Annotated in this window: 20 protein-coding genes; 8 read left to right on the forward strand and 12 right to left on the reverse strand. The window is 55.6% G+C overall.

Annotated features, from left to right (window positions below; all coding sequences use genetic code 11):
- Positions 1-211 precede the first annotated feature (211 nt).
- The 6 genes from AC56LY_RS24110 to AC56LY_RS24135 all read right to left on the reverse strand — a co-directional run bounded on the left by AC56LY_RS24110 (position 212) and on the right by AC56LY_RS24135 (position 4,639).
- Complete coding sequence (locus AC56LY_RS24110; protein WP_499583651.1) at positions 212-1,183, reverse strand: ornithine cyclodeaminase family protein; 972 nt, start codon at positions 1,181-1,183, stop codon at positions 212-214.
- A 31-nt stretch (positions 1,184-1,214) separates the two neighbouring features.
- Positions 1,215-1,733 carry a YbaK/prolyl-tRNA synthetase associated domain-containing protein gene (locus tag AC56LY_RS24115; protein WP_499583652.1) on the reverse strand — a complete coding sequence of 173 codons (519 nt, stop codon included), beginning with the start codon at positions 1,731-1,733 and terminating at the stop codon, positions 1,215-1,217.
- Positions 1,730-2,416, reverse strand: a complete 687-nt coding sequence (locus AC56LY_RS24120; protein WP_499583653.1) for an HAD family hydrolase — start codon at positions 2,414-2,416, stop codon at positions 1,730-1,732. Before AC56LY_RS24120 ends, AC56LY_RS24115 begins: the two co-directional genes overlap by 4 nt.
- A gap of 64 nt (positions 2,417-2,480) precedes the next feature.
- A complete protein-coding gene (locus AC56LY_RS24125) occupies positions 2,481-3,449 on the reverse strand; it encodes a threo-3-hydroxy-L-aspartate ammonia-lyase (RefSeq protein WP_499583654.1) in 969 nt (322 codons plus the stop codon).
- 15 nt (positions 3,450-3,464) lie between these two features.
- Positions 3,465-4,106: a helix-turn-helix transcriptional regulator gene (locus AC56LY_RS24130; RefSeq protein WP_499583655.1), complete on the reverse strand. Its 642-nt coding sequence runs from the start codon at positions 4,104-4,106 to the stop codon at positions 3,465-3,467.
- Positions 4,103-4,639, reverse strand: coding sequence for a gamma carbonic anhydrase family protein (locus tag AC56LY_RS24135; protein WP_499583656.1), 537 nt, complete (start codon positions 4,637-4,639; stop codon positions 4,103-4,105). The genes AC56LY_RS24130 and AC56LY_RS24135 overlap by 4 nt, the downstream gene beginning before the upstream one ends.
- A gap of 958 nt (positions 4,640-5,597) precedes the next feature.
- On the opposite strand from AC56LY_RS24135, the gene AC56LY_RS24140 reads away from it, so the two are divergent.
- The 3 genes from AC56LY_RS24140 to AC56LY_RS24150 all read left to right on the forward strand — a co-directional run bounded on the left by AC56LY_RS24140 (position 5,598) and on the right by AC56LY_RS24150 (position 9,461).
- The gene (locus AC56LY_RS24140; protein WP_499583657.1) at positions 5,598-6,863 is read left to right on the forward strand and encodes a helix-turn-helix domain-containing protein; all 1,266 of its coding nucleotides are present in this window, start codon (positions 5,598-5,600) and stop codon (positions 6,861-6,863) included.
- Positions 6,857-8,194: a HipA domain-containing protein gene (locus AC56LY_RS24145; protein ID WP_499583658.1), complete on the forward strand. Its 1,338-nt coding sequence runs from the start codon at positions 6,857-6,859 to the stop codon at positions 8,192-8,194. The genes AC56LY_RS24140 and AC56LY_RS24145 overlap by 7 nt, the downstream gene beginning before the upstream one ends.
- 313 nt (positions 8,195-8,507) lie before the next feature.
- Entirely contained in the window at positions 8,508-9,461 is a 954-nt protein-coding gene (locus AC56LY_RS24150) for a pyridoxal-phosphate dependent enzyme (RefSeq protein ID WP_499583659.1), read from the forward strand.
- Positions 9,462-9,476: 15 nt separating this feature from the next.
- On the opposite strand, the gene AC56LY_RS24155 is transcribed toward AC56LY_RS24150, so the two are convergent.
- Positions 9,477-9,800 (reverse strand): hypothetical protein, encoded by a 324-nt coding sequence (locus AC56LY_RS24155; protein ID WP_499583660.1) that lies wholly within the window; start codon positions 9,798-9,800, stop codon positions 9,477-9,479.
- A 400-nt stretch (positions 9,801-10,200) separates the two neighbouring features.
- Positions 10,201-12,192 carry an ATP-binding protein gene (locus AC56LY_RS24160; protein WP_499583661.1) on the reverse strand — a complete coding sequence of 664 codons (1,992 nt, stop codon included), beginning with the start codon at positions 12,190-12,192 and terminating at the stop codon, positions 10,201-10,203.
- A gap of 309 nt (positions 12,193-12,501) precedes the next feature.
- Here AC56LY_RS24160 and AC56LY_RS24165 point away from each other — a divergent pair, with 309 nt between their 5' ends.
- From AC56LY_RS24165 to AC56LY_RS24175, 3 genes are all read left to right on the forward strand, one after another.
- Complete coding sequence (locus AC56LY_RS24165; RefSeq protein ID WP_499583662.1) at positions 12,502-12,954, forward strand: GNAT family N-acetyltransferase; 453 nt, start codon at positions 12,502-12,504, stop codon at positions 12,952-12,954.
- 117 nt (positions 12,955-13,071) lie between these two features.
- The gene (locus AC56LY_RS24170; protein WP_499583663.1) at positions 13,072-13,698 is read left to right on the forward strand and encodes a tyrosine-type recombinase/integrase; all 627 of its coding nucleotides are present in this window, start codon (positions 13,072-13,074) and stop codon (positions 13,696-13,698) included.
- A gap of 201 nt (positions 13,699-13,899) precedes the next feature.
- The gene (locus AC56LY_RS24175; RefSeq protein WP_499583664.1) at positions 13,900-14,229 is read left to right on the forward strand and encodes an H-NS histone family protein; all 330 of its coding nucleotides are present in this window, start codon (positions 13,900-13,902) and stop codon (positions 14,227-14,229) included.
- Positions 14,230-14,441: 212 nt separating this feature from the next.
- Here AC56LY_RS24175 and AC56LY_RS24180 read toward each other — a convergent pair whose 3' ends face one another.
- On the reverse strand, positions 14,442-16,181 hold the full coding sequence (locus tag AC56LY_RS24180; protein ID WP_499583665.1) for a methyl-accepting chemotaxis protein: 1,740 nt from the start codon (positions 16,179-16,181) through the stop codon (positions 14,442-14,444).
- Positions 16,182-16,546: 365 nt separating this feature from the next.
- Here AC56LY_RS24180 and AC56LY_RS24185 point away from each other — a divergent pair, with 365 nt between their 5' ends.
- The gene (locus AC56LY_RS24185) at positions 16,547-16,897 is read left to right on the forward strand and encodes a hypothetical protein (RefSeq protein ID WP_499583666.1); all 351 of its coding nucleotides are present in this window, start codon (positions 16,547-16,549) and stop codon (positions 16,895-16,897) included.
- 172 nt (positions 16,898-17,069) lie between these two features.
- Here the strand turns inward: AC56LY_RS24185 and AC56LY_RS24190 are convergent, their stop codons facing one another.
- Positions 17,070-17,636 (reverse strand): putative glycolipid-binding domain-containing protein, encoded by a 567-nt coding sequence (locus tag AC56LY_RS24190; RefSeq protein WP_499583667.1) that lies wholly within the window; start codon positions 17,634-17,636, stop codon positions 17,070-17,072.
- Between the two features lie 470 nt (positions 17,637-18,106).
- Positions 18,107-18,478 (reverse strand): MerR family transcriptional regulator, encoded by a 372-nt coding sequence (locus tag AC56LY_RS24195; RefSeq protein ID WP_499583668.1) that lies wholly within the window; start codon positions 18,476-18,478, stop codon positions 18,107-18,109.
- Between the two features lie 78 nt (positions 18,479-18,556).
- Between AC56LY_RS24195 and AC56LY_RS24200 the strand changes: the two genes are divergently transcribed.
- A complete protein-coding gene (locus tag AC56LY_RS24200) occupies positions 18,557-18,955 on the forward strand; it encodes a hypothetical protein (RefSeq protein ID WP_499583669.1) in 399 nt (132 codons plus the stop codon).
- Positions 18,956-19,365: 410 nt separating this feature from the next.
- Here AC56LY_RS24200 and AC56LY_RS24205 read toward each other — a convergent pair whose 3' ends face one another.
- Complete coding sequence (locus AC56LY_RS24205; RefSeq protein WP_499583670.1) at positions 19,366-20,391, reverse strand: IS110 family RNA-guided transposase; 1,026 nt, start codon at positions 20,389-20,391, stop codon at positions 19,366-19,368.
- Between the last annotated feature and the right edge of the window lie 255 nt (positions 20,392-20,646).

The raw sequence follows: 20,646 nt of genomic DNA on the forward strand, positions 1-20,646 counted from the left end.
TTTCGAGGTTTAACGCTAGCTCGGGCTATGTATGGGTCGGTACCGGCCTGTCGAGACGGTCAGTGACTTTTCAACCTGGCCACCTGCTATCCTGGCCTGAACGACCGGGTTCGGCCAAAAACGGACGTAGCCTTCGACTAGCAGTGCAGGTTCATCGTGACCATCTCAAGCACGTTTAAGTCGAACCAAATTATTAGTCGATTGATGTAAATCACCAAGGCCAAGAGATGAGACAGCCGACTTGAGCAGCCTTGGCCGCGTCGTAAAGGTATTCACCTACGACCAAGTCTTGCAAGGCCAGTCCTGTCATATCGAACACCGTAACGTCATCTGCCTGGCGATTGAACGCGCATTTTCCCGTCAGGAGATCGCCGAGTTCCACATGGGGCACGGATGGCACCCACTGCGTTTCCCCGATGCTCCTAGCTTGCTCGCTGTCATCCACCACTAACCGGCACCGCTCAAGCAGGCTCTCGGGCAGTTCGCGTTTGCCGCGCGTATCGGCACCGACGCAATTGAGGTGCGTTCCGGGTCGCACTGCCGCTGCCGTGAACAGGGGCCCGGCACCCGGGGTAGCGGTAATGACGACATCGCTGGCCGCAACGGCTGCGTCAGCGTCAACAGCCAAGACGACGCGGCATCTGCCGTCGAAGCACGCTTCGAAATCTGGGTTGGGCCTACGATCGTGTGAGACATAGCGAACCGTTCGCAACGACGGCAACGCACGCAGTGCGGCCGATAACTGGGCCCGTGCCTGCACGCCAGCGCCGAATACGCATACCGAAGTACTGTCGGCACGTGCCAGGACACGCAGGCCGAGTTCGCCTGCAGCCGCAGTCCGGGCGGTCGTGATAGCGTTGCCATCCATGATGCATCGCGGACGGCCGGTGGCCGGATCCAATAGCATAATCGTGGCCTGATGCGGCTCGCCGCCGAGTTCGCGGTTGCGTAACCAAAAGCCGGCAGCCTTGAAGCCCAACAGGGCACGTGTTGCCACATCGCCTGATTTGATGCCGAAAATTCCGCCCGTGCTCAGGGCTTCCCGTACAACGGGAAAAACACGGCCTTGCCCTGCGCTATGCAGTGCAAAGGCGTCGCGGACAGCGCGGTCGATCATGTCGGTCGTCATGACGGCGGCGACGGCGTCGCGGTCGAGCATTAGCAGTTGGGCCTCGCTGGGCATGGGAAGTCTCCAGTAAAAGTGAACAGGAAGTTCAAGATTGGCGGATATCGGCCAACTGTGGCTGGGCGATTCGCAAGTAGTCTGCGGTGGCAAGAACAATCGATGCATCCAACCGGCCTGCGTTGAAAGCGATCTCCCGGAAGCGCGTGAAAAGCTCGGGATCCGCCACCAGCTGCAGGTCCTGATGGAACGAAAACGGTGGAATGGCCCCGAGCACGCAAGCGGTCAACCCTTCGATTTCCCTCGGGCTCATCAGGCTTGCTCGCTTCGCCCCGCAATGGGCGGCAAGCGTGCCAAGGTCGAGTTGTCGATCAGCGGCCAGCACGGCCAGTACATACTTGGGTCGCGCATCCGGAACCTTGAGCTTGCAGGCCATTGCCTTAGCACCCTGGCCGACTTCCGTCCCACGGATACGGGCAACCTCTTCGGATTTGCCGGCAGCGGGATGTTCGATGACCCGGTAGCGGGCACCCTCGGCGGTGAGCAGCTCGACCAGCTTGGCAAAGACTGGCGTGGGGCCGACGCCTGGCGGATTCGATGATTCAGTCATGAATGTGATGTATAAAGAATTGTTGGTCCAGTTGGTCCCAGGAGTGCATCGAGCTCGGATTCGAGTTGCCAATGCGAATCGACGACGCGGTACGCACCGCTGAACCCATACCCGTCCAGGAGCTCGCTGCGCAGTACGATGCAACGCAACCCGGCGGCGACTGCCGCGGCCAATCCGCGCGGCGAATCCTCGACGGCGATGCACTCTCCGGCATGCAGGCCGAGCTTGTCCAGCGCATGCAGGTAAGCGTCGGGATGCGGCTTCGGCCGCAGGCCATCGGTTCGGGCGATGATGTGATCAATATGATCCAGGGCCTTGCCTGCACGGTGGGCCAGTGCCACGTGCTCGGCGAACGACGCGGTAACGATGCTCATCGACACCCGCTGCGCCAGGCGGGCCAGCATCGGCTCCACGCCCCTAAAACACAGCTGTCCGGCATCCGACAGCAAGTGGGCGTAACAGTTGTCGCGTGCCATCCGCAGTTGTGCGATCTGCACTTCAGTGTAGCCGCGTCCACGCAGGACATGCCACGCGCCGCGATTGTCCTCAAGGTACCAGGCAACGTACTGTTCGCGCGTCAACGCCACGCTGTGGGGCTCCAGAACACGACGGTTGGCTTCGAAAAACAGGCGCTCGGTATCGCAAAGCACCCCGTCGTTATCCCACAGGATTGCCTTGATCATGGCGCGCCGGCGCGTACGCGAACGGGACACCCGGGATGCGCTCGCCGCCCTTGCATGAGCCGCATCAAGCTGCCAGGAAACCACTCAGGCGGGACAGGTCGATATTGCCGCCGCTGATAAGGATGCCGACTCGCTTGCCGCATAACTCGTCCTTCATGCGGCGCGCCGCTGCGAAACCGAGACATCCTGTCGGTTCGACCACGATCTTCATGCGCTCCGCGAAGAAGCGCATGCATTGCACGAGTTCATCGTCCGATACGGTCAGGATGTCGTCGACGTCGCGCCGGATGATGGGGAACGTGTACTGGCCGAGATGCTGGGTCTGGGCGCCATCGGCAATGGTCTGGGGTGTGTCGATGTGGACGATGGCGCCCGAACGGAACGATTGCTGCCCATCGTTGCCGGCCTCCGGTTCGACGCCGTACAGCCTGCACTGCGGCGACAGGGCCCGGGTCGACAGGGCGGATCCGGCAAGCAGGCCGCCGCCGCCAAGGCAAACGAAAAAGGCGTCCAGCGGCCCGGTTTCGTCGAACAGTTCCTTGGCGGCGGTGCCCTGGCCGGCAATGACGTCTGGATGGTCGTAAGGCGGAATCAGCGTCAGTCCATGCTTGTCCGCGAGATCGCGGCCGATCTGTTCGCGGTCTTCCTTGTAGCGATCGTAGATGACGACATTCCCGCCATAGCCCTTCGTTGCAGCCACCTTCGCCGCCGGTGCGTCGTGCGGCATCACGATCGTGGCCGGCATTCCCAGCAGCCTGGCTGCCAGCGCGATCGCCTGGGCATGATTCCCGGACGAGAACGCGACCACCCCGACGCGTCGCTGCTCCGGTGTGAACTTCGACAGCGCGTTATAAGCGCCACGGAACTTGAATGCTCCCATCCTTTGCATGTTTTCGCATTTAAAGAACAGTTCGGCACCAAATTCCTCGTTGACGGTGCGCGAAGTCAGCACGGGAGTACGGTTGGCGACGCCGGCAATACGACCTGCTGCCTGGACCACGTCATCGTATGCAAGCAGGTTAAGCGTATTCATCTTGGATTCCTCCGATTACTTAATGTCGTTGTAGGCCGTGGCACGCGAGATGCCAAGGCACGAGGCAGCGATTTCCATGGCGCGCCGCATCTCCAGGAAACCACCCGCCTTTAGCTCCCGCATCAGTGCGCGACGCTCGTCGGCCTTGAGCAGTTGTGGCGACGATGCTAGGCGTGCGGCATACTGCTCGATGCGCTTGCGCAGCATCTCGGCATTGGCCGGGTCAATCGTCTCAGGTATGGGCGAGGTATCGGTCGCAGTGAACTGCTCCAGCGTGCTGCGCATCGATCGGAACAACGTCAGATCCACGTTCAGGCAAAGAGCTGCAACGTAGCGCCCGTCCGCATCCCTGATGCCGATCGAGGTGCTCTTGGCCGGGCGACCGTCCGCGAACTGGTTAGCGTAGTTGGCCACGATCTGCGGAAAGGCATTGTCCTCGATGCGCGCCAGGCCCAGTTCGGTAGCCGGGTCGCTGGCCGACCGCCCGGACAGATTGTTGTGAATTGCAAGCACGGCATGCTCCGGGTTGCGCAGGTCGTGCACCACCACTTCGCAAAACGGGGCAAACGTTTGGGCAAGGCCGTCGGCGATCTGTTTGAGCTGCTCGATCAGGGCAACTTGGAGTCTGTCGCCGGAGACTTCGTTATCGTGTTTCATGGCCGGCCCTGCAGGTAGTTGTCCTTGACCCGTACGTAGTGTTCGGCCGAATAACGTAACCATGCAATCTCCGCATCGGTCAGGGGCCGCACTTTCGTCACTGGCCGGCCTACGTACAGGAAACCACCCTGCAGCCTCTTGCCCGGAGGGACGAGGCTGCCGGCACCAATCATGGTCCGGTCTTCAACGATCACGTCGTCCATCACGATGCTGCCCATACCGACCAGACATTCGCTGCCGATGCGGCAACCATGTAGGAGCACCGAGTGTCCCACGGTGACGTAGTCACCGATGTGCAGGGGCGAGCCCTGCGGTTGCTGGGGCGTCTTATGCGATACGTGGCCCATCGTGAAATCTTGGATGTTAGAACAGCGTCCGATGATGATGTCGTTGACATCGCCGCGCAGCACGGCATTGCACCATACCGAGCTGTCGGCACCGAGGCGAACGTTGCCGATCACCTGTGCCGAATCATGAACATAGATACGCTCGGCTAGGTTTGGAGTGGCAGCGAGGTATGGGAACAACGGCATATGACTAAGACTATTTGTCTAGGATTAGACATTGTGCCAAACGGTGAGGAATCACGCAAGCTTGTTTTTGAAGTGTTCCTACGTATCAAGAGATGCGATTGCAGCAACTCATGCTTAGCTAGTGGTGGGATACGTAAGTTTACGTTTAACGCAGATCCCGCTTTCCGAAGCCGGAAATCCAGTTGCTTGTGCATCCACGTAGGTCCGCTTTGGGTCGGAACCGGTCCTTTGTTACAGTCCGCGATTTTACGGCCTTGATGGCCTGCTATGCTGGCCTGAAGGGCCGAGATCGGCCACAAGCGGCCATTGAAAAAAGGCGCACCAGCTGGTACAGGGGAGGCAAAGTGTGAGATGCGATCAAATTCATTTAGGAATGCTTGACCTACACGGAAGAAGGCTCGCGATTGCGAATTTGCTCCTGCCCATTATAAGCATTTGAGGAGTTTGAGCGGACTTGATGGGCCAGCGGTAGCGAGAAGGCCTTATCTATGTTTTCCTGCTGTGGGGCCCAATGCCAAGGCAACTGTGGAAATAGTGATATCTTTTTATCAATTATATATGCCAGACCTTATATTTGGATTTTATAGGATAAGGCTTATATTCTTACTTCTATGATAATTAAATGCAACAGTTTGCAGCCCAACCCCAACATCTTCCTGAACTGCGGGAAAATGTGAGACCAATTTGAATTCATCAAGCAATTCCTAGCCTTCACGGGCAAACACTCCCGGTACTGGAGCTGCTTCTGTCTATCATGAGCGTTCGCAAAAACGGCAGTGGCCTAGATGGAGCTAGAAAGCCCTGCCTAAGTTTTGCTTGCCAGGGTTTGGCTAAGACGAACAACTTTTTTAGAAGCGCCTAGCGACAGACAATTAGTCAGTGGTACTTTGTCAACAAAAATATATGCTACGCCCTATATCTGGACTTTATAGCCTAGGGCTTATATACTTGTCTTATTATGGTGACTACCTACCCCATTAGCTTCTCGGCTCAACTACGCCAACACCTTCGGGCGCTGCGGAAAAAGCGCGGCCTTACACAGGCGCAGCTTGGCGCTCTGGTTGGGGTGAGTCAGGTACGTATTGCCGAAATAGAGGCAAACCCCGGCTTGGTAAGTTTTGATCAGTTAATGCAACTACTCTCGATGCTCGGGGTAAGCATTGCCTTGAGTGATCCTCATGAAACACGTCCACGAAACATGATCCCTAACGAAGCCGAGAGGGGGCTCGGCTTCAGCAAGAACATGCGCCGACTCGCTAGCGGGGGCAGTCTCGGCCTTGGCCCCAGCGACGAAATGCGTAAACTTGCCAACGAAGCCGGTCTCGGCCTTGGCTCCAGGGAAGAGCTGCGCAAACTTGCCAGCGAGGCCGGTCTCGGCCTTGGCTCCAGCGACGAAATGCGTAAACTTGCCAACGAAGCCGGTCTCGGCCTTGGCTCCAGCGAACAGCTACGCAAACTTGCCAGCGAGGCCGGTCTCGGCCTTGGCTCCAGGGAAGAGCTGCGTAAACTTGCCAACGAAGCCGGTCTCGGCCTTGGCTCCAGCGAACAGCTACTCAAACTTGCCAGCGAGGCCGGTCTCGGCCTTAGCTCCAGCGAACAGTTAAGCAAACTTGCTAGCGAGGCCGGTCTCGGCCTTAGCTCCAGCGAACAGTTAAGCAAACTTGCTAGCGAGGCCGGTCTCGGCCTTAGCTCCAGCGAAGAGCTGCGCAAACTTGCCAGCGAGGCCGGTCTCGGCCTTGGCTCCAGGGAAGAGCTGCGTAAACTTGCCAGCGAGGCCGGTCTCGGCCTTGGCTCCAGGGAAGAGCTGCGTAAACTTGCCAGCGAGGCCGGTCTCGGCCTTAGCTCTAGCGAACAGTTACGCAAACTTGCTAGCGAGGCCGGTCTCGGCCTTAGCTCCAGCGAAGAGCTGCGCAAACTTGCAAGCGAGGCCGGTCTCGGCCTTGGCTCTAGGGAAGAGCTGCGCAAACTTGCCAGCGAGGCTGGTCTCGGCCTTGGCTCCAGGGAAGAGCTGCGTAAACTTGCCAGTGAGGCCGGTCTCGGCCTTAGCTTCAGCGAACAGTTAAGCAAACTTGCTAGCGAGGCCGGTCTCGGCCTTAGCTTCAGCGAAGAGCTGCGCAAACTTGCCAGCGAGGCCGGTCTCGGCCTTGGCTCCAGCGAAGAACTGCGCAAACTTGCCAGCGCGGCCGGCCTAGGTCTTGGCAAACTGAAAAAAGGTTCTTGGTGAGCCAGGCGCTGAATGTGTGGATGAATGGGATACTTGTCGGCATGTGGAGCGTCGACCGCAGCGCCCATACCTTCCGATACGAAGCATCATGGCTTGATTCGCCGCGCCGGCGATCATTGTCGCTATCGTTGCCCATCAGCAGCTCGCTTGAAATCAAGGGCGACGCAGTAAAACATTACTTCGATAATCTATTGCCTGACAACGACAAAATACGCTCGCGTCTGGCCAAACGTTTCAATGCAAAATCAGATACTTTCGCTCTCTTAGAGGCGATCGGCCGTGACTGCGTTGGTGCCGTGCAATTGTTGCCTGATGGTGTGCTCCCCGACGGCTGGAATCGTATTGATTGCGAGCCCTTATCCAACGGAAAAATCGCGGATATTTTGTACGCCATTCCTGCCGACGCTGGTCCGGGTCACAGCGACGACGAGCTGTTTCGGATTTCAATTGCAGGCGCCCAAGAAAAGACTGCTTTTACTCTCTGGAACGGGCAGTGGTGCCATCCAAGAGGATCAACGCCAACTACTCATATCTTCAAACTGCCTCTTGGATTTGTGCCACTCAAAGGGGCGGTACTGGATATGTCAAACTCTGTACAGAATGAGTGGTTATGCGCCCAAATCGTCGCCGCGTTTGGACTGCAGACAGCGACGACGTCGATGCTCACGTTTGGTGAACAGACCGTTCTTGTTGTGGAACGCTTTGATCGGGAATGGCGGGACGATGACAGTTGGATAGCCCGACTGCCACAGGAGGATTTCTGCCAGGCACTTGCCGTTCCGCCGGAAAAAAAATATGAAGAGCACGGCGGCCCCGGCATGCTTCAGTGCCTGCAACTTCTTCAAGGTAGCGTGGACAAAGACGACACGATGCGCTTTTTATTAACGCAGCTAATCTTTTTCCTGTTGGCCGCGTCGGATGGGCATGCGAAGAATTTCTCCATTTTTTTGGGACACGAAGACGCATATGAAATGACGCCGCTCTACGACATCCTGTCGGTCTGGCCCTACTTGGGCAAAGGTGCCCACCAACTCAGTCCGCAAAAAGCTGGAGCGGCCATGGCAATTCGGTCGAAGAACGCACACTACCGATTCAGAGATATGCATACACGCCACTGGCACCAGCTGGCAATGAAGAACGGCGGCCCAGTGATATGGAGCGCGATGGTGCTACTGGTGCTCAGCGTGGATGAGGTGCTGGCTAAAGTCGCGCTACAACTACCGATCAATTTCCAGGAACACACGTGGACCAGCATCGCTGAAGGCATGCGCGCTGAGGCCAAACGATTTCTTTCCGGAATCACTAAGGAACAACTGCCTGATATTCAATAAGGTCAGCCGGAGCCCTAGAAAAGTCCGTCATCCCAATTGATCATCGCCAGTAAGTTAGCAGGCCTAACTCGTATGCCGTTCCGTTGCACCTGGAACCTCACTTTCCACGGTTAAGAAATTGGCACAGACTTTTGTGCGTGAGCGTCCGCAATGGGTCGATTTCGGCCAGTCGCCACGCTCCGTGTCATTTCCGTATTGGCAACCTGCTATGTGGGTCCGAACGGCTGAGAACGGCCAAGAAGGAACGTATTAACAGCATGCACGTGGGTCTTTGTTATATTCTTAAGCTCCTCTAGTACCGAAGGATCTGCCAATGTCAACGTCACCTCGCGTTTCTCTCGCCAGTTGGCCTACGCCCCTAGAACCAGCGCCGCGCCTAGCTGCGGCGCTTGGACTGAACGTAGACGATCTTTGGATCAAGCGCGATGACCTTACTGGGCTGGCTGGAGGCGGTAACAAAGTTCGCAAGCTCGAATACACCTGTGGTGCCGCAGTGGCGGCTGGCGCCTCGACGCTCGTCACAGTGGGCGTGGCGCAGAGCAACCATGCGCGCCTGACTGCAGCGGCCGGGGCTAGTCTCGGCCTCGACGTTGTGCTGATCCTTGCGGGGAGTGAACCACGCCAGAACACGGGCAACCTTGCATTGAACGGAATGCTTGGTGCCAAGATTGTTTGGGCGGGGGATGTTGACGACGGTACGCTCAATGATCTCGCGGCAGACGAAGTGCGCCGCCTTCAGGCCGCTGGAATAACCGCCGCACTAATTCCTTTCGGCGGTTCGACTACAGCGGCAGTCCAGGGGTACGTACACTGCGGCGAAGAGTTAAAAGCGCAGTTGGAAAACCTGGATTATGTATTCACCGCTGTCGGTTCGGCCGGCACCATGGCAGGGCTTGTCCAGTCCCTTGGCTCCGACCGGGTCTGCGGCGTTGATTCGGGCGCCGTCGATGACGCAGAAGAACGGGTGCGCGCGTTGATCGCCAGCTTCACTGGCAGCGAATGTGAGGCAGTCCTGGATATTCGCAAAGACCAGATTGGGTCGGGCTATGAACACCTAACGCAACCGGTCGAGGAAGCACTTATTCTGTTCGCAACGCATACAGGCATTATTCTCGATCCTATCTATACCGGCCGTGCGTTCGCCGGATTTCTTGCCGCAGTGCGCGATGGTTCTGTCAGACGTGGCCAGCGATCTGTGCTGCTGCACTCAGGGGGACTACCTGGATTTTTCGGTAACCCTGCCGCCCTTGCACTTTCCCGGCGCTGAGAGCGCGCAAGGCGGTCAGGCGACAGTATTGATCCATTGTCCGACCTTGTCCGGCGCCCCCTGATCCGCCTGGGCTTCCTCCATCTGCTGTTGCACCAGTTCCCGCAGCTTCGTTTCGACAGACTGCCATTCTTCTGGGGACATGACCGCCAGCTCTTCTTCGGTCAAGCCAAGCTTTTGCATAAGATCGACGCGCATGCATGCGGTCGGCGTCATCTTGACGTAGTCGTCTAGCTGCTTATACAGGTCCGTATCTTTCGTACTGCCAGCCCCTACAGGGCTACGCGAATCAAGGGCAAAGACGGTATTTCGGTAACTGCTTATCGCATCGATCGCCATAGCCGCATCCTGTTTAGTGATACAAGCATGTTAGGTTGACCGGTCTATAAGCAATCGGACGAACAGAACCAGAAGTCTGCCCGCAAATGAACTTTCGGCGCAGGCGCTCGGCCGCGACGCCCGCTTTGACAGTCTCTACGGGTCTTCTACCTATGCGGGCTGGTGGCTTGGAACATGATACTCATGTGGAGCGGCATGAGACGATATGCGGCTGTCAGCGCTCAAGACTGAGTACTGAACACTCGGCTGACATTAAAGGCCGCTTTGGGTCGAAACCAGCCGGTCGCAACAGGCAGGAATCGGCCAAAAGCAGACATTATCGATCTATGCTTGGCCGACTCTACCAAACCTTCACAGCAAGAATGCTGGCACGTCGATATCCCATAAAAAATCTATTCACTTATGTTGGATTGATCCCTGCCAGCAAATTTACCAAAAGATTCGGATTGGCAGGCTTAACGAAGTAGTAATCGAAGCCTGCGGCGATGGAACTTTCCTTGTCATATTCTTGGCCGTAGCCTGTAACAGCAATGAGCGTGGCATGGGCGGATTGCGAGCTCATACGAAGGCGCCGCGCCAGCTCGTTCCCGTCCATATCAGGTAGCCCGATATCAAGTAGGAAAACGTCGTATTTCTCGACTGCGGCAGTCTCCAGCGCATCTGCTGAACTATATTGCACGACCACCTTGTGCCCTGATGTTTCCAAGAACATGGCCAACAGGTCGGCCGCATCGACATTGTCATCTACTACTAGCATCTTCAACTGCTTTGGGGCCGCTGAGGGGCTGTGCATTTCCGCTGCTGATTCGTGCGGTAGCGCTTCAATCAGCGGGAGAGAGACGGTGAAAGTCGAGCCGCGTTCCCGCCCGTCGCTGCGCGCTTGCACCTGCCCGTCATGCAGAGTGACTAGGCTTTTTACGAGTGCCAGACCAAGACCAAGACCGCCTTGGGCGCGATCCGACGAGCGCCGCTCCTGCGTGAACAAGTCGAAGACGAACGGCAGTAGTTCGGCATCCATTCCTATCCCATTATCCCGAATGGATAGGTGGAGCCGTTCTCCATTGGCATCTATCGCTACCGAGATTTCGCCTCCGTCAGGCGTATATTTTGCGGCGTTCTGCATCAGGTTCGTGACGACTTGTACTAATCGCTTTCGGTCACCCATGACTAGTGCCGATCTCATAGAAGACGAAAGCGTCAACTTGTGCCGTTTCGCGTCCATGAAAGGCATGACCTGTTCGATCGATTCGTCAACGACTTGCCGGATATCCACGCGCTCTCGTACAAGATTGACTAAGCCACTGGTGACACGTGACACGTCGAGCAGGTCGGTCACCAAGTTACTCATATGTTCGGCTTGTCGCGTGACTATCTGGCCCAAATGCCTGACCTTTCCGGCGTCATCGGCAACCGCTGCAAGCATCCGCGCCGCCGAAACGATTGGGGCGAGCGGATTGCGAAGCTCGTGGGCCAACATAGCAAGGAACTCGTCCTTACGCCGGCCCGCTTCCTGTAAGGCCAGATTCGCCTCTTTGCGGCTAGTGATGTCAGTGGCAATTCCGGCAAAGCGGCGCTTGCCGGTTTGAGCGTCCGTGAACATGCGGCCCTTGGCACTTACCCAAACTGTATTCCCCGTGCCAGGCAAGGTACGGTAATCGATATCGTAAGAGGTGCCGTCCTGCATTGCCTGCCTCACAGCGGCAATGACTTTGTCACGATCTTCAGGATGGATGATACGGGTGAAGTACTCCATGCTAGCACCTCGTTCAGCGACCTCGGGCGGCACGCCAAATAGGCTAGCAAAGCGCTTGTCCATCATTGTCACGCCGGTCTCGGGATCGACCGACCAAGTACCCATATTTCCCGATTCCAGCGACAATTGAAAGCGCTCTTCCGCCTCTTGGTGCCGAGCCAGTGCGGAGACTTTGTCGGTTGTTTCGATGACTGTGCCGATCACGCCGACAATAACGCCTTGCTCGTCGCGGATCGGACTGACCGAGAAGGTGAAAACTCTTTGTCCAGCACGTTCGCCCAGTGTAATTGGCAGCGTCATATCTTGAAAAAACATCGTCTGCCCTGCCAAGGCTTGGGAGCAGATCGATACAACGGTATCAGCAATCTCTGGCCACAATGCTTCCATCGTCATGCCTTGCCGTGTACCAGGCCGTCCAATCATCAGTTCCCGGTACGGTTCGTTGAACATGGTATGCAGTTGACTCGACCATGCAACATAGGATGGAAATCCGGAGTTGAGTATGATGTTGAGTGACGTGCGCAGGGCGGCTGGCCAGTACTCAATGGGGCCAAGGGGATGGGCGGCCCAGTCGGATTGAGCAATGTCGCGGCCGACATTGTTAGTATTGTCGAGAAATGAAAAGTTTGCGAATTGCATGGCGCACCAGATGTAGAGTTCCAGGATTTTACCTGTCAGCCACTCATTGCGCGTTGTAAAGTCGTGTCACGGCCATATCAGCGTCGCGAAAATAGCCAGTACAAATTACTTGATCGGAAGTCTGCTTCGGGTCGGTTCCGGCCTGTCGCGGCCACCGCTGAATTTTCAACCTGTCAACCTGCTATGTTGGCTTGACCGGCCAGGTTCGGCCAAAAGCAGCATAGCTAAGGGATCGGTTCCTGCGAAGTTGCTCCGAACGCCTAACTAGATGATAGACTCCTCAGTTGCTTTTATACCAAGGAAAACGGCATGAAGATCGCGTTTGAAACCCCAGATCAGCCCGTAGTGCATGAACTTATAAGTGAGCTTGATGCTTACCTGTATTCGCTTTATCCGGCCGAAAATGTATACGCGCTCGACATATCTTCACTGTGCCATTCAAGCGTTTTGTTTGCCGTCGTTCGTGACACCGCCGGCTCCCCTATTGGCTGTGGCGCTGTCGTCATAAAGCCAGAATATGGCGAAATTAAGCGCGTGTATGTTCGCCCGCAAGCACGTGGTCAGGGCGTCGCACGCCGGCTGATGGAAGCCTTGGAAGCGAAAGCCGTACAAAACGGTTGCCGAACCTTCATGTTGGAAACGGGGCCCACGCAACCGGAAGCTTTGACTCTGTACGACCGAATGGGTTACCAGTTCTGTGGCCCATTTGGGGACTATCCAAATGATCCGCTCTCAATTTTCATGCAGAAGCACGCTAGGTAAGACATTGCCATATAGCTGGAGAGACGGAGACGGTTAGGTCCGCTTCGGGTCGGGTGTTGCCGTTCCTCGCTACAGCATGAGTACGCCAGAATGAGGTCCGATTACGAGGAGGACCTCATGAAACCGAACACGAAGACGCCGTCTCATCAAGCTGCCTGGAACAAGGGCAAACTGGTCGGCCAGAAAAGTCCTTTAAAATTGAAAGAGATATGGGCCATCCGAATTCGCCTACAGTTGGCCGAACAAATCAGGGATCTTGCCCTATTCAACTTGGCAATCGACAGCAAATTGCGCGGCTGTGACCTGCTGAGCTTGAAAGTCAGCGACATCGCACAGGGACGTAGCATCATGCATCGTGCGATAGTCATGCAGCGTAAAACCCACCGTCCAGTACAGTTTGAAGTCACTGACATGACAAGGCAGTCACTGTTGGCATGGATTGACCAAGCCAAGCTTTCTAACAACGCGTTCCTTTTTCCAAGCAGAGTCACGCGGTCGCCGCATTTGTCCACGCGCCAGTACGCTCGCATTGTCAGGCGGTGGGTCACTTCAATAGGGCTTGATGTCGCAGCATACGGCACCCACACCATGCGGCGAACGAAAGCGACACTCATCTATCGGAGCACCAAGAACCTTCGTGCGGTTCAGCTTCTACTAGGGCATACCAAGCTCGAAAGCACAGTTCGATACCTTGGCATCGAAGTTGATGACGCACTAGAAATTTCCGAGCAAACTGAAGCTTAGATCCACTGCCGCCGGCTGATGTCGGGAATATTCTGTCAGCCTGATCTTTTGCACGTAGTAGGGCAGATAGCTCAAATCATCCCGCATGCTTTGTTTAGGTCCTTTAAACGACCGCTGACGGTACTTCGTAAGACATGTAAATTGATGAGCACATAGTAGAATCGGCACTAGAACGTTATAACTCACTGAAAAGGATACAAAATGACGAAGATCGACCTGTCAAGCTACAACCTCAGCGAACTGAAGGAACTCCAGCATGGCATCGACCAGGAGATCAAAAACCGCCAACAAGGCGACTTAGCAAAAGCACGTCAACAAATTCTTTCGATTGCGCAGGACGTAGGCGTGACAGTCGAGGAATTGCTTGCAGTAAATTCGAAAAAGTCGTCGAAGGGGAAAGGGCAGAAGGTAGAGCCGCAGTACCACAATCCAGCTGATAAAGGTCAAACTTGGTCGGGCCGTGGGCGCCAGCCAAAATGGATCGCGGAAGGCATCGCTGGCGGCAAGCAATTGGCAGACTTCAGAATCTAATTTCAAAGGTTCACGGGTCTATATGTCCAAGCTGGCTCAACCGACAGCAGTTGTTAAATAGGCAGCTTTCGGTCGGTAGCGGTCTGTCGTGACAGTAAGTGCTTTTTCAGGCCAGGGGACCCGCTAAGTTGACGTGAACGGCCGGGTTCGGCCAAAAACGGACCTTGAAACCCTTCTTACTACTATCTGTGGTTTAGCAAGGGCTGGTAGTGTCAGAACTCTTCCCACTCAGCGTCTTTATGAGCCGTAGTGATACTGGTGGTAGGCCTTTTACTATTAGCATCGGCACCCTGTGAGACCTTGGACTTGTTGCCCATAAAGCGCACTAATGACTTGTCCTCTGTTTTTGCTGTAGGCATCGGTTTGGTGATTTTGCGTGCTGGCGCGGCCATGGCTGTAGCTGACTCATCCAGCTTAAATATACTCACGGCCTGTGCGAGTTTGCTCGCCTGATGCTGCAGGGAAGACGTTGCGGCTGCGGCTTCTTCTACCAATGCCGCGTTTTGCTGAGTCACCGAGTCCATTGATGTGATCGCTTCGTTGATTTGCTCGATGCCCGTTTCCTGCTCTCGGCCGGCTGTAGTAATTTCTCCGACAATGGAAGTTAGCTTTCGCACGCTCTCCACAACTTCGCCCATCGTCTCGCCCGCTGTACTGACCAACTTGTTTCCGTCCTGAACTCGGTCCACCGAGGCACCGATCAGTACTTTAATCTCCTTTGCGGCACTGGCTGACCGCTGCGCCAAGTTGCGCACTTCTGATGCCACCACCGCAAAGCCTCGGCCCTGCTCACCAGCGCGTGCCGCTTCTACTGCAGCATTCAACGCCAATATGTTTGTCTGAAAAGCGATACCATCAATCACCGCAATAATGTCCACAATCTTGCTTGCGGACGTATTAATGGATTCCATCGTCGAGACGACCTGGGACACAACATCACCACCCCGTACGGCCACGGCTGTAGCCGATTGCGCCAGGTGGTTGGCCAGGCGCGCATTCTCGCTGTTTTGCCTGACGGTCGACGTCAATTCTTCCATCGATGATGCGGTTTCTTCCAGCGCACTGGCCTGCTGTTCAGTACGTGAAGAAAGGTCCATGTTGCCGGTCGCGACTTCAGTGGCAGCAGAGGCGATTTCCTCTGTGCCGTTACGCACTTCACCAACAATTTTCTTGAGATTGTCGTTCATCTCGCCCAGCGACACGAGCAGCATACCGAATTCGTCCTTAGTCGTGACCACGATGCGACTGGTCAAGTCGCCCGCTGCCACTGTGCGTGCCACTTCCACTGCACGGTTGACGGGGATGGTAATTGAGCGAGTGATGACCACGGCGATAATGATGGCGGTCAGCGTGGCGATGCTTGATAACACGATCGTCGACATGAAAGCGGCGCTCGTGTTGGCGCGCACTTCTTCGCCCGATTCCTGCATCAACCGCTCCTGCAGTGCAACCATCGCGCTCAGAGATTCGAAGAATTTCGCTTGTGGTGGACGCAGGTCTTTCAGTACGTATTGACCAGCGGCTTCGGCCTGACCATCGCGCAACAGCTTGATGGCGGCATTCCGCGCTTGACTGTAGCCGCTACGCGCCTCGGTCATGGCAGCAAACATGCGCGTGCCTTCTTCGGTATTGATCATGCTCTTCAGTTGTTCCATCATCTTAGTGTTCTTCTGAACTGACACATCGACCTTGCCCAGCGACGCGTTGAGCTCTGCCGCGTCATTGGCGCCGATGGTGGCGTTGCGAATGAACCGCGCCTGGACGTTGACCTCATCCTGTATCGACTTGGCCAGCATCACCTTAACGTAGCGGTCGTCGAGCATTTTGCTGGTAGCGACATTTATGTTCTGGATCCGAATGACCGTAACCGCCGCCACTACCAACAACAGAACCAGCACGATGCCGAAACCGGCGGCCAATCGGGTACCAATTTTAAAGTTTGAGATGTTCATGGCTGTGCGCTGTAGGAAGTGTCCAAGGGGGCGCCCTGTCGTTTAAAAGATAAGATGTTAAGAACACCAGAGGCGGGTAGACCGCATGCCACTGGATAGATGATTTCTATCGAATTGTAATCAGATTATTTCCTATTGGAAAGAAATGGCCGGTTAAAATCATCTTGTAGTTGTAATCGTGCACTTAAGGATTTTCCGTGGCGTATGTTTTCTGCAAGGTAGATAAATTCACATCACTTTGAACAACAACTTGGAGTCGATAAGTGCTGGTCGAACTGTCAGTAACAGTTCTATTTCGACAACCTGCGAAACTGACTTAAACGGCCGATTTCGGCCAGAAGCGGACGTACAAACACCTGAAGAACATGACAAAACTGTTGATTTTTATCGGGGAAGGCCAGAAGTTCGAGGTCGATGCAACGATCGACGCCATCGTCTCTATGGCTGGTACAACGAAAGCTAAACGAGGAGACTTCATTGGCGCGCTTTTCGAATGCGAGTACAGGTACGCAGAAGAAAGTACGGTCATCCGTATAAGCCCTGACGCCGAAACTGTTACCGTTGAGGGATTGGGCACATCCTCGCTATCGTTCGCAGTTGAGCTTCAAAAAGTAGCCACAGTCGATCTACATGCTATCGACCTGGACTACAGCCTTAACGTTGAGCTGCGTGACTTTCAAACCGTTGAATCATTGGCGCGTGCGGTGTATGCGTGATCGTCCGCTTCGGGTCGGGTGCTGCCCTTCGTGACAGTCTGCGATTTTTCCGACTTGGCAACCTGCTATGCTGGACCGAACGGCCGAGTTCGGCCAAAAGCGGTACTTGGGATTTGAGGTGCAACGGAACGGTCAACTGGGTTAAGCGAGTCATTGGCGGGTGTCGGCAGCCCTACACTTTGATTCGCCGGAACGTTTCCGGGTAGTCCAACACCAGTCCAGAGCCATCGACTTCCAGTTCAGCCGAAAATGCACGGAAAATTCCCTCGTAGAGGTAACGCTGACCGGCAACAAGGCAGCTATATCGTTGTTGTGCCGGTTGAGGTAAAAAATGGCCTTCAATTTGGCTGGGCAATGGGATATACGCCACGACGATATCCTGTCTTGCTCCCTCTGCTAATTGAAGGCGCAGGATCGGGAGCGTATTGGTTGCCGGTGTGACGCCGATGTCGACGTCAAAACAGCCGTCCAGTGACACTAGTGGGGCGTCGCTAATCAAATCATGCCAGCGTCCTTCGCCGTCCGTTGCAACATGAAGCCGATGGCCCGCGACATACTCGACCCGCACCTCGCGGGTGCGAAAGTTAGAGTCGACACGAACCTCATAATGTGCACCGTACTCGCTTCCACGGAAACCTATCACAACTCCTTCAAGTGAAAACCATTCCTTGCCTTGGGAGAACGTACAGTAATCCAGCCCTCGACCATCCCAAGCACACCACTGCGCAATTTTTTGCATTTGATTTCTTCGATTCGTCAGTTAACAGTCGACGAGGTGCACGCGTTAACTGAAGATAAAATTCACAGATTGACAGGCCGCTTCCAACCGACCCAAAGTAGAAGATGCCTACCTATGATTGTACCGTAGAGGTACACTCTAAGCTGAAGTAAGGCACGTGCTTCATACGACGTAAGAATAGGCTGATTGACAATCTCTGACGCTCATGTGCTATCGCCTAGACCTCAACTTGACAGACTTGGCAATGAACACCGGGCGGCTTTTTCTTTAACAAGGTGTGCGATGAGCCGCCATTTAGAAATTGTCTGAATGCGTGTATTCGTCCGCTTAGGGTCGGCTGCGGCCCGTCACCGCTTCGAAAATAACGGACATCACTAAGGCCAGTAAACGATAGGAAGCGGAAGTGCAATGGCCAACTATCGATCAAGCGTTAGTCACATAGATCTACATCGGTAAAAACTGCAAAGCGATCACGGTTTTAAGCTAGATCGCAATGGACATTGTTCCATATCGGGCGTAAGTCGGCGAGCCAGATCGTCGCGCAGCGTCCGCAAATCAGAAATACGACGGTCGATGTCCTGGAGCTTGCGCGCCAGCGCCGCTCGAAGCTGCTTGCCGGATGCATCTGGATTGGTCAGAAGCGGCAGGTCCGCTTCGATTTCTACCAAAGTAAAACCCAGTGACTGCGCTAGGCGTATATAACGTAGCCACTCCACCGCCTCGGGGGGATAGTCGCGGTAGCCGTTGGCGCTGCGCCGGGCATGCAACAGGCCACGCTTCTCGTAAAACCGCAGGGTGTCGCGCGACAGGCCAGTGGCGTTCGCCATTTCTCTTATCTGCATAGTTGCTCCTGTTTTTGCTTGACCATGGAGTGTACTCCAAGCTTTAACATCCGGTCTCGTCCAATGTGAGGAGAGATCGTGCAGTTTTCAGCTTCAAACTTTACGCGCTTGGTGTGCGCCGGCGGCGTATACGACGTCTTGGTAACAGCCCCATTCGCTACACCATGGACTTTTGCGCTAGTCCATAGCGAGCTCAGCGGCATTAACCAAGCGCTCGGTGGCACTGCGCTTCCGGTGTTCGCTCCGTTTCACGTCTTGTTTGCCTGCCTGCTGGGCAGCGTGGTACTAGTATGGTCGCTGCTGCGCATCGCCGATCCGCAGCAGCGGTTTGGCCGCTATGATGGCGCAACGCGCATGATGTTTGCCACATGGATGGTGTGGGCGTTGAGCACCACTGGAGAGCCGGTGCTCTGGATTTTTATCCTGCCCGAGCTGGCGTGGGGTGTGGCACAGTGGTGGCCAGTGCGCCACGCTTGAGTAAGGAAGAACTATCACATGGTGCTCTGGCCTAGTGGCCTTATCAACGCGGGCATCTACGCACGGCCATGGAAGCGTCGGGTGGAAGATCAAGCCACCGAATCGTGCACTGCGATGTGGCTACCAGCCTTAGACCGACGTCCGTATATGGACTCCTCCTCGTTTGCAAGCAATCCGTTTTCAGGCCGTGAGGTACGACTGCTCACGTATATCCGGTCTCGTACTGCTGCACCTGCTTCAGGCGCTGGACCCTGATGGGCTATTCGCGCGCTGACTCCCTATCGCTTTGACGGGCTCGAAGGCCTCAGACATTATCGGGTTTCATCAGCGCCGGTTCGACCTGTTGGCCATCATGCGGCTTGTCATGCAATCGTGGTTCGGATACTACTTCAGTAGTTCTAAAGCTATGCTTACGCGGCTTGAGATCGGTAATCGGTCCCTTTGGTCAGCATTGCCCAGGCGATGCGCGCGGTCTTATTCGCTAACGCCACTGCGGCGATATTCGGGTGCCGTGTCGTGGCAATACGGATTACCCATATGCTCAATCGATCCGTCTTCGCTTGTGCGGTTCGGATGACCGCTCGGGCTCCATGCACGAGCAAACTGCGCAGGTATGCGTCGCCGCGCTTGCTAATGCCGAGCAATCGCTCTTTTCCTCCTGAGCTGTTTTGTTTGGGCGTGAGCCCAAACGAAGCAGCCATCTCGCGCCCGCTAGCAAATTGGGTGGCGTCACCTACTGTAGCCAGCAGAGCCGTTGCGGTCAGCGGCCCGATACCACGTACTTGCTGCAGGCGTATCGCGACCGGGTCTTGCCGAGCAATCTGTCCAATCTCCCGGTCGAGTTCTTCAACTCGTTCATCGAGTGCCTTCAGATCTCGCCACAGACCATGCAAAAGCCGGCGAAAACGCTCGGTCAAACCATTTTCCTGATCCTCAAGCCAGCGCGGGATCGCTGACCTGAGGTGCAGCAGTTCTTTCGACGCCACCAACCCATATTCGGACGCTAAACCGCGCAGTTGGTTTGCCTTGGCCTTGCGCTGATCCATCAAGCCTGAGCGCACCCGGTGTACGGCCTGGATATCCTGCTGCTCGACGGTTTTGATGGCCACGAAACGCATGCTTGGCCGACTCATCGCCTCACAGATCGCTTCTGCATCGTTTGCGTCGTTCTTGTTGCTCTTGACGTAGGGTTTAACGAACTGCGGAGCGATTAACTTCACCGTATATCCCTGTGCTTGCAGCATCCTGGCCCAATGATGTGCGCCGCTACATGCTTCCATCCCGATCTCGCAACCCGGCTCAATCCTTTCGAGCAGTTCCTTGATCCAATCACCACGGACCAGCTTGCGCCGCCAGACCGTCTTTTCCGAGCGGTCTACGCCGTGCAGTTGAAAGACATTCTTTGCCAAATCGACTCCAACGCGGATAAGCTTCATGGCGGACTCCTTCTTTCCAAACCGGTTTTGTGGAAACTCCAGTTTGGCACTAACGTGCCCTCAGGGGGAGGAGGAGTCCATCCCATTGCTTTGGGTCGGTAGCGGCCTGTCATGACAGTCCGCGACTTTTCCGCTTTGGTGACCTGATACGCTCAGCTGGACAGCCGGGTTCGGTCAAAAGCGGTTTTTGGCACTGCTGATCTGATCAGTGCCCCAAGGAAATTCTTGGCGGTGAATGGACTTAAGGCAAATCGA

This window comes from Telluria sp. ZT3P25 (assembly GCF_059685895.1).

Excerpts from the sequence above, each read along its gene's own strand:
- AC56LY_RS24130 (WP_499583655.1), bottom strand. The coding sequence starts at position 4,106 with ATGAAACACGATAACGAAGTCTCCGGCGACAGACTCCAAGTTGCCCTG.
- AC56LY_RS24190 (WP_499583667.1), bottom strand. The coding sequence starts at position 17,636 with ATGCAAAAAATTGCGCAGTGGTGTGCTTGGGATGGTCGAGGGCTGGAT.
- AC56LY_RS24155 (WP_499583660.1), bottom strand. The coding sequence starts at position 9,800 with ATGGCGATCGATGCGATAAGCAGTTACCGAAATACCGTCTTTGCCCTT.
- AC56LY_RS24180 (WP_499583665.1), bottom strand. The coding sequence starts at position 16,181 with ATGAACATCTCAAACTTTAAAATTGGTACCCGATTGGCCGCCGGTTTC.
- AC56LY_RS24125 (WP_499583654.1), bottom strand. The coding sequence starts at position 3,449 with ATGAATACGCTTAACCTGCTTGCATACGATGACGTGGTCCAGGCAGCA.
- AC56LY_RS24150 (WP_499583659.1), top strand. The coding sequence starts at position 8,508 with ATGTCAACGTCACCTCGCGTTTCTCTCGCCAGTTGGCCTACGCCCCTA.
- AC56LY_RS24175 (WP_499583664.1), top strand. The coding sequence starts at position 13,900 with ATGACGAAGATCGACCTGTCAAGCTACAACCTCAGCGAACTGAAGGAA.
- AC56LY_RS24110 (WP_499583651.1), bottom strand. The coding sequence starts at position 1,183 with ATGCCCAGCGAGGCCCAACTGCTAATGCTCGACCGCGACGCCGTCGCC.
- AC56LY_RS24135 (WP_499583656.1), bottom strand. The coding sequence starts at position 4,639 with ATGCCGTTGTTCCCATACCTCGCTGCCACTCCAAACCTAGCCGAGCGT.
- AC56LY_RS24170 (WP_499583663.1), top strand. The coding sequence starts at position 13,072 with ATGAAACCGAACACGAAGACGCCGTCTCATCAAGCTGCCTGGAACAAG.
- AC56LY_RS24205 (WP_499583670.1), bottom strand. The coding sequence starts at position 20,391 with ATGAAGCTTATCCGCGTTGGAGTCGATTTGGCAAAGAATGTCTTTCAA.
- AC56LY_RS24195 (WP_499583668.1), bottom strand. The coding sequence starts at position 18,478 with ATGCAGATAAGAGAAATGGCGAACGCCACTGGCCTGTCGCGCGACACC.
- AC56LY_RS24140 (WP_499583657.1), top strand. The coding sequence starts at position 5,598 with ATGGTGACTACCTACCCCATTAGCTTCTCGGCTCAACTACGCCAACAC.
- AC56LY_RS24185 (WP_499583666.1), top strand. The coding sequence starts at position 16,547 with ATGACAAAACTGTTGATTTTTATCGGGGAAGGCCAGAAGTTCGAGGTC.
- AC56LY_RS24120 (WP_499583653.1), bottom strand. The coding sequence starts at position 2,416 with ATGATCAAGGCAATCCTGTGGGATAACGACGGGGTGCTTTGCGATACC.
- AC56LY_RS24115 (WP_499583652.1), bottom strand. The coding sequence starts at position 1,733 with ATGACTGAATCATCGAATCCGCCAGGCGTCGGCCCCACGCCAGTCTTT.
- AC56LY_RS24160 (WP_499583661.1), bottom strand. The coding sequence starts at position 12,192 with ATGCAATTCGCAAACTTTTCATTTCTCGACAATACTAACAATGTCGGC.
- AC56LY_RS24165 (WP_499583662.1), top strand. The coding sequence starts at position 12,502 with ATGAAGATCGCGTTTGAAACCCCAGATCAGCCCGTAGTGCATGAACTT.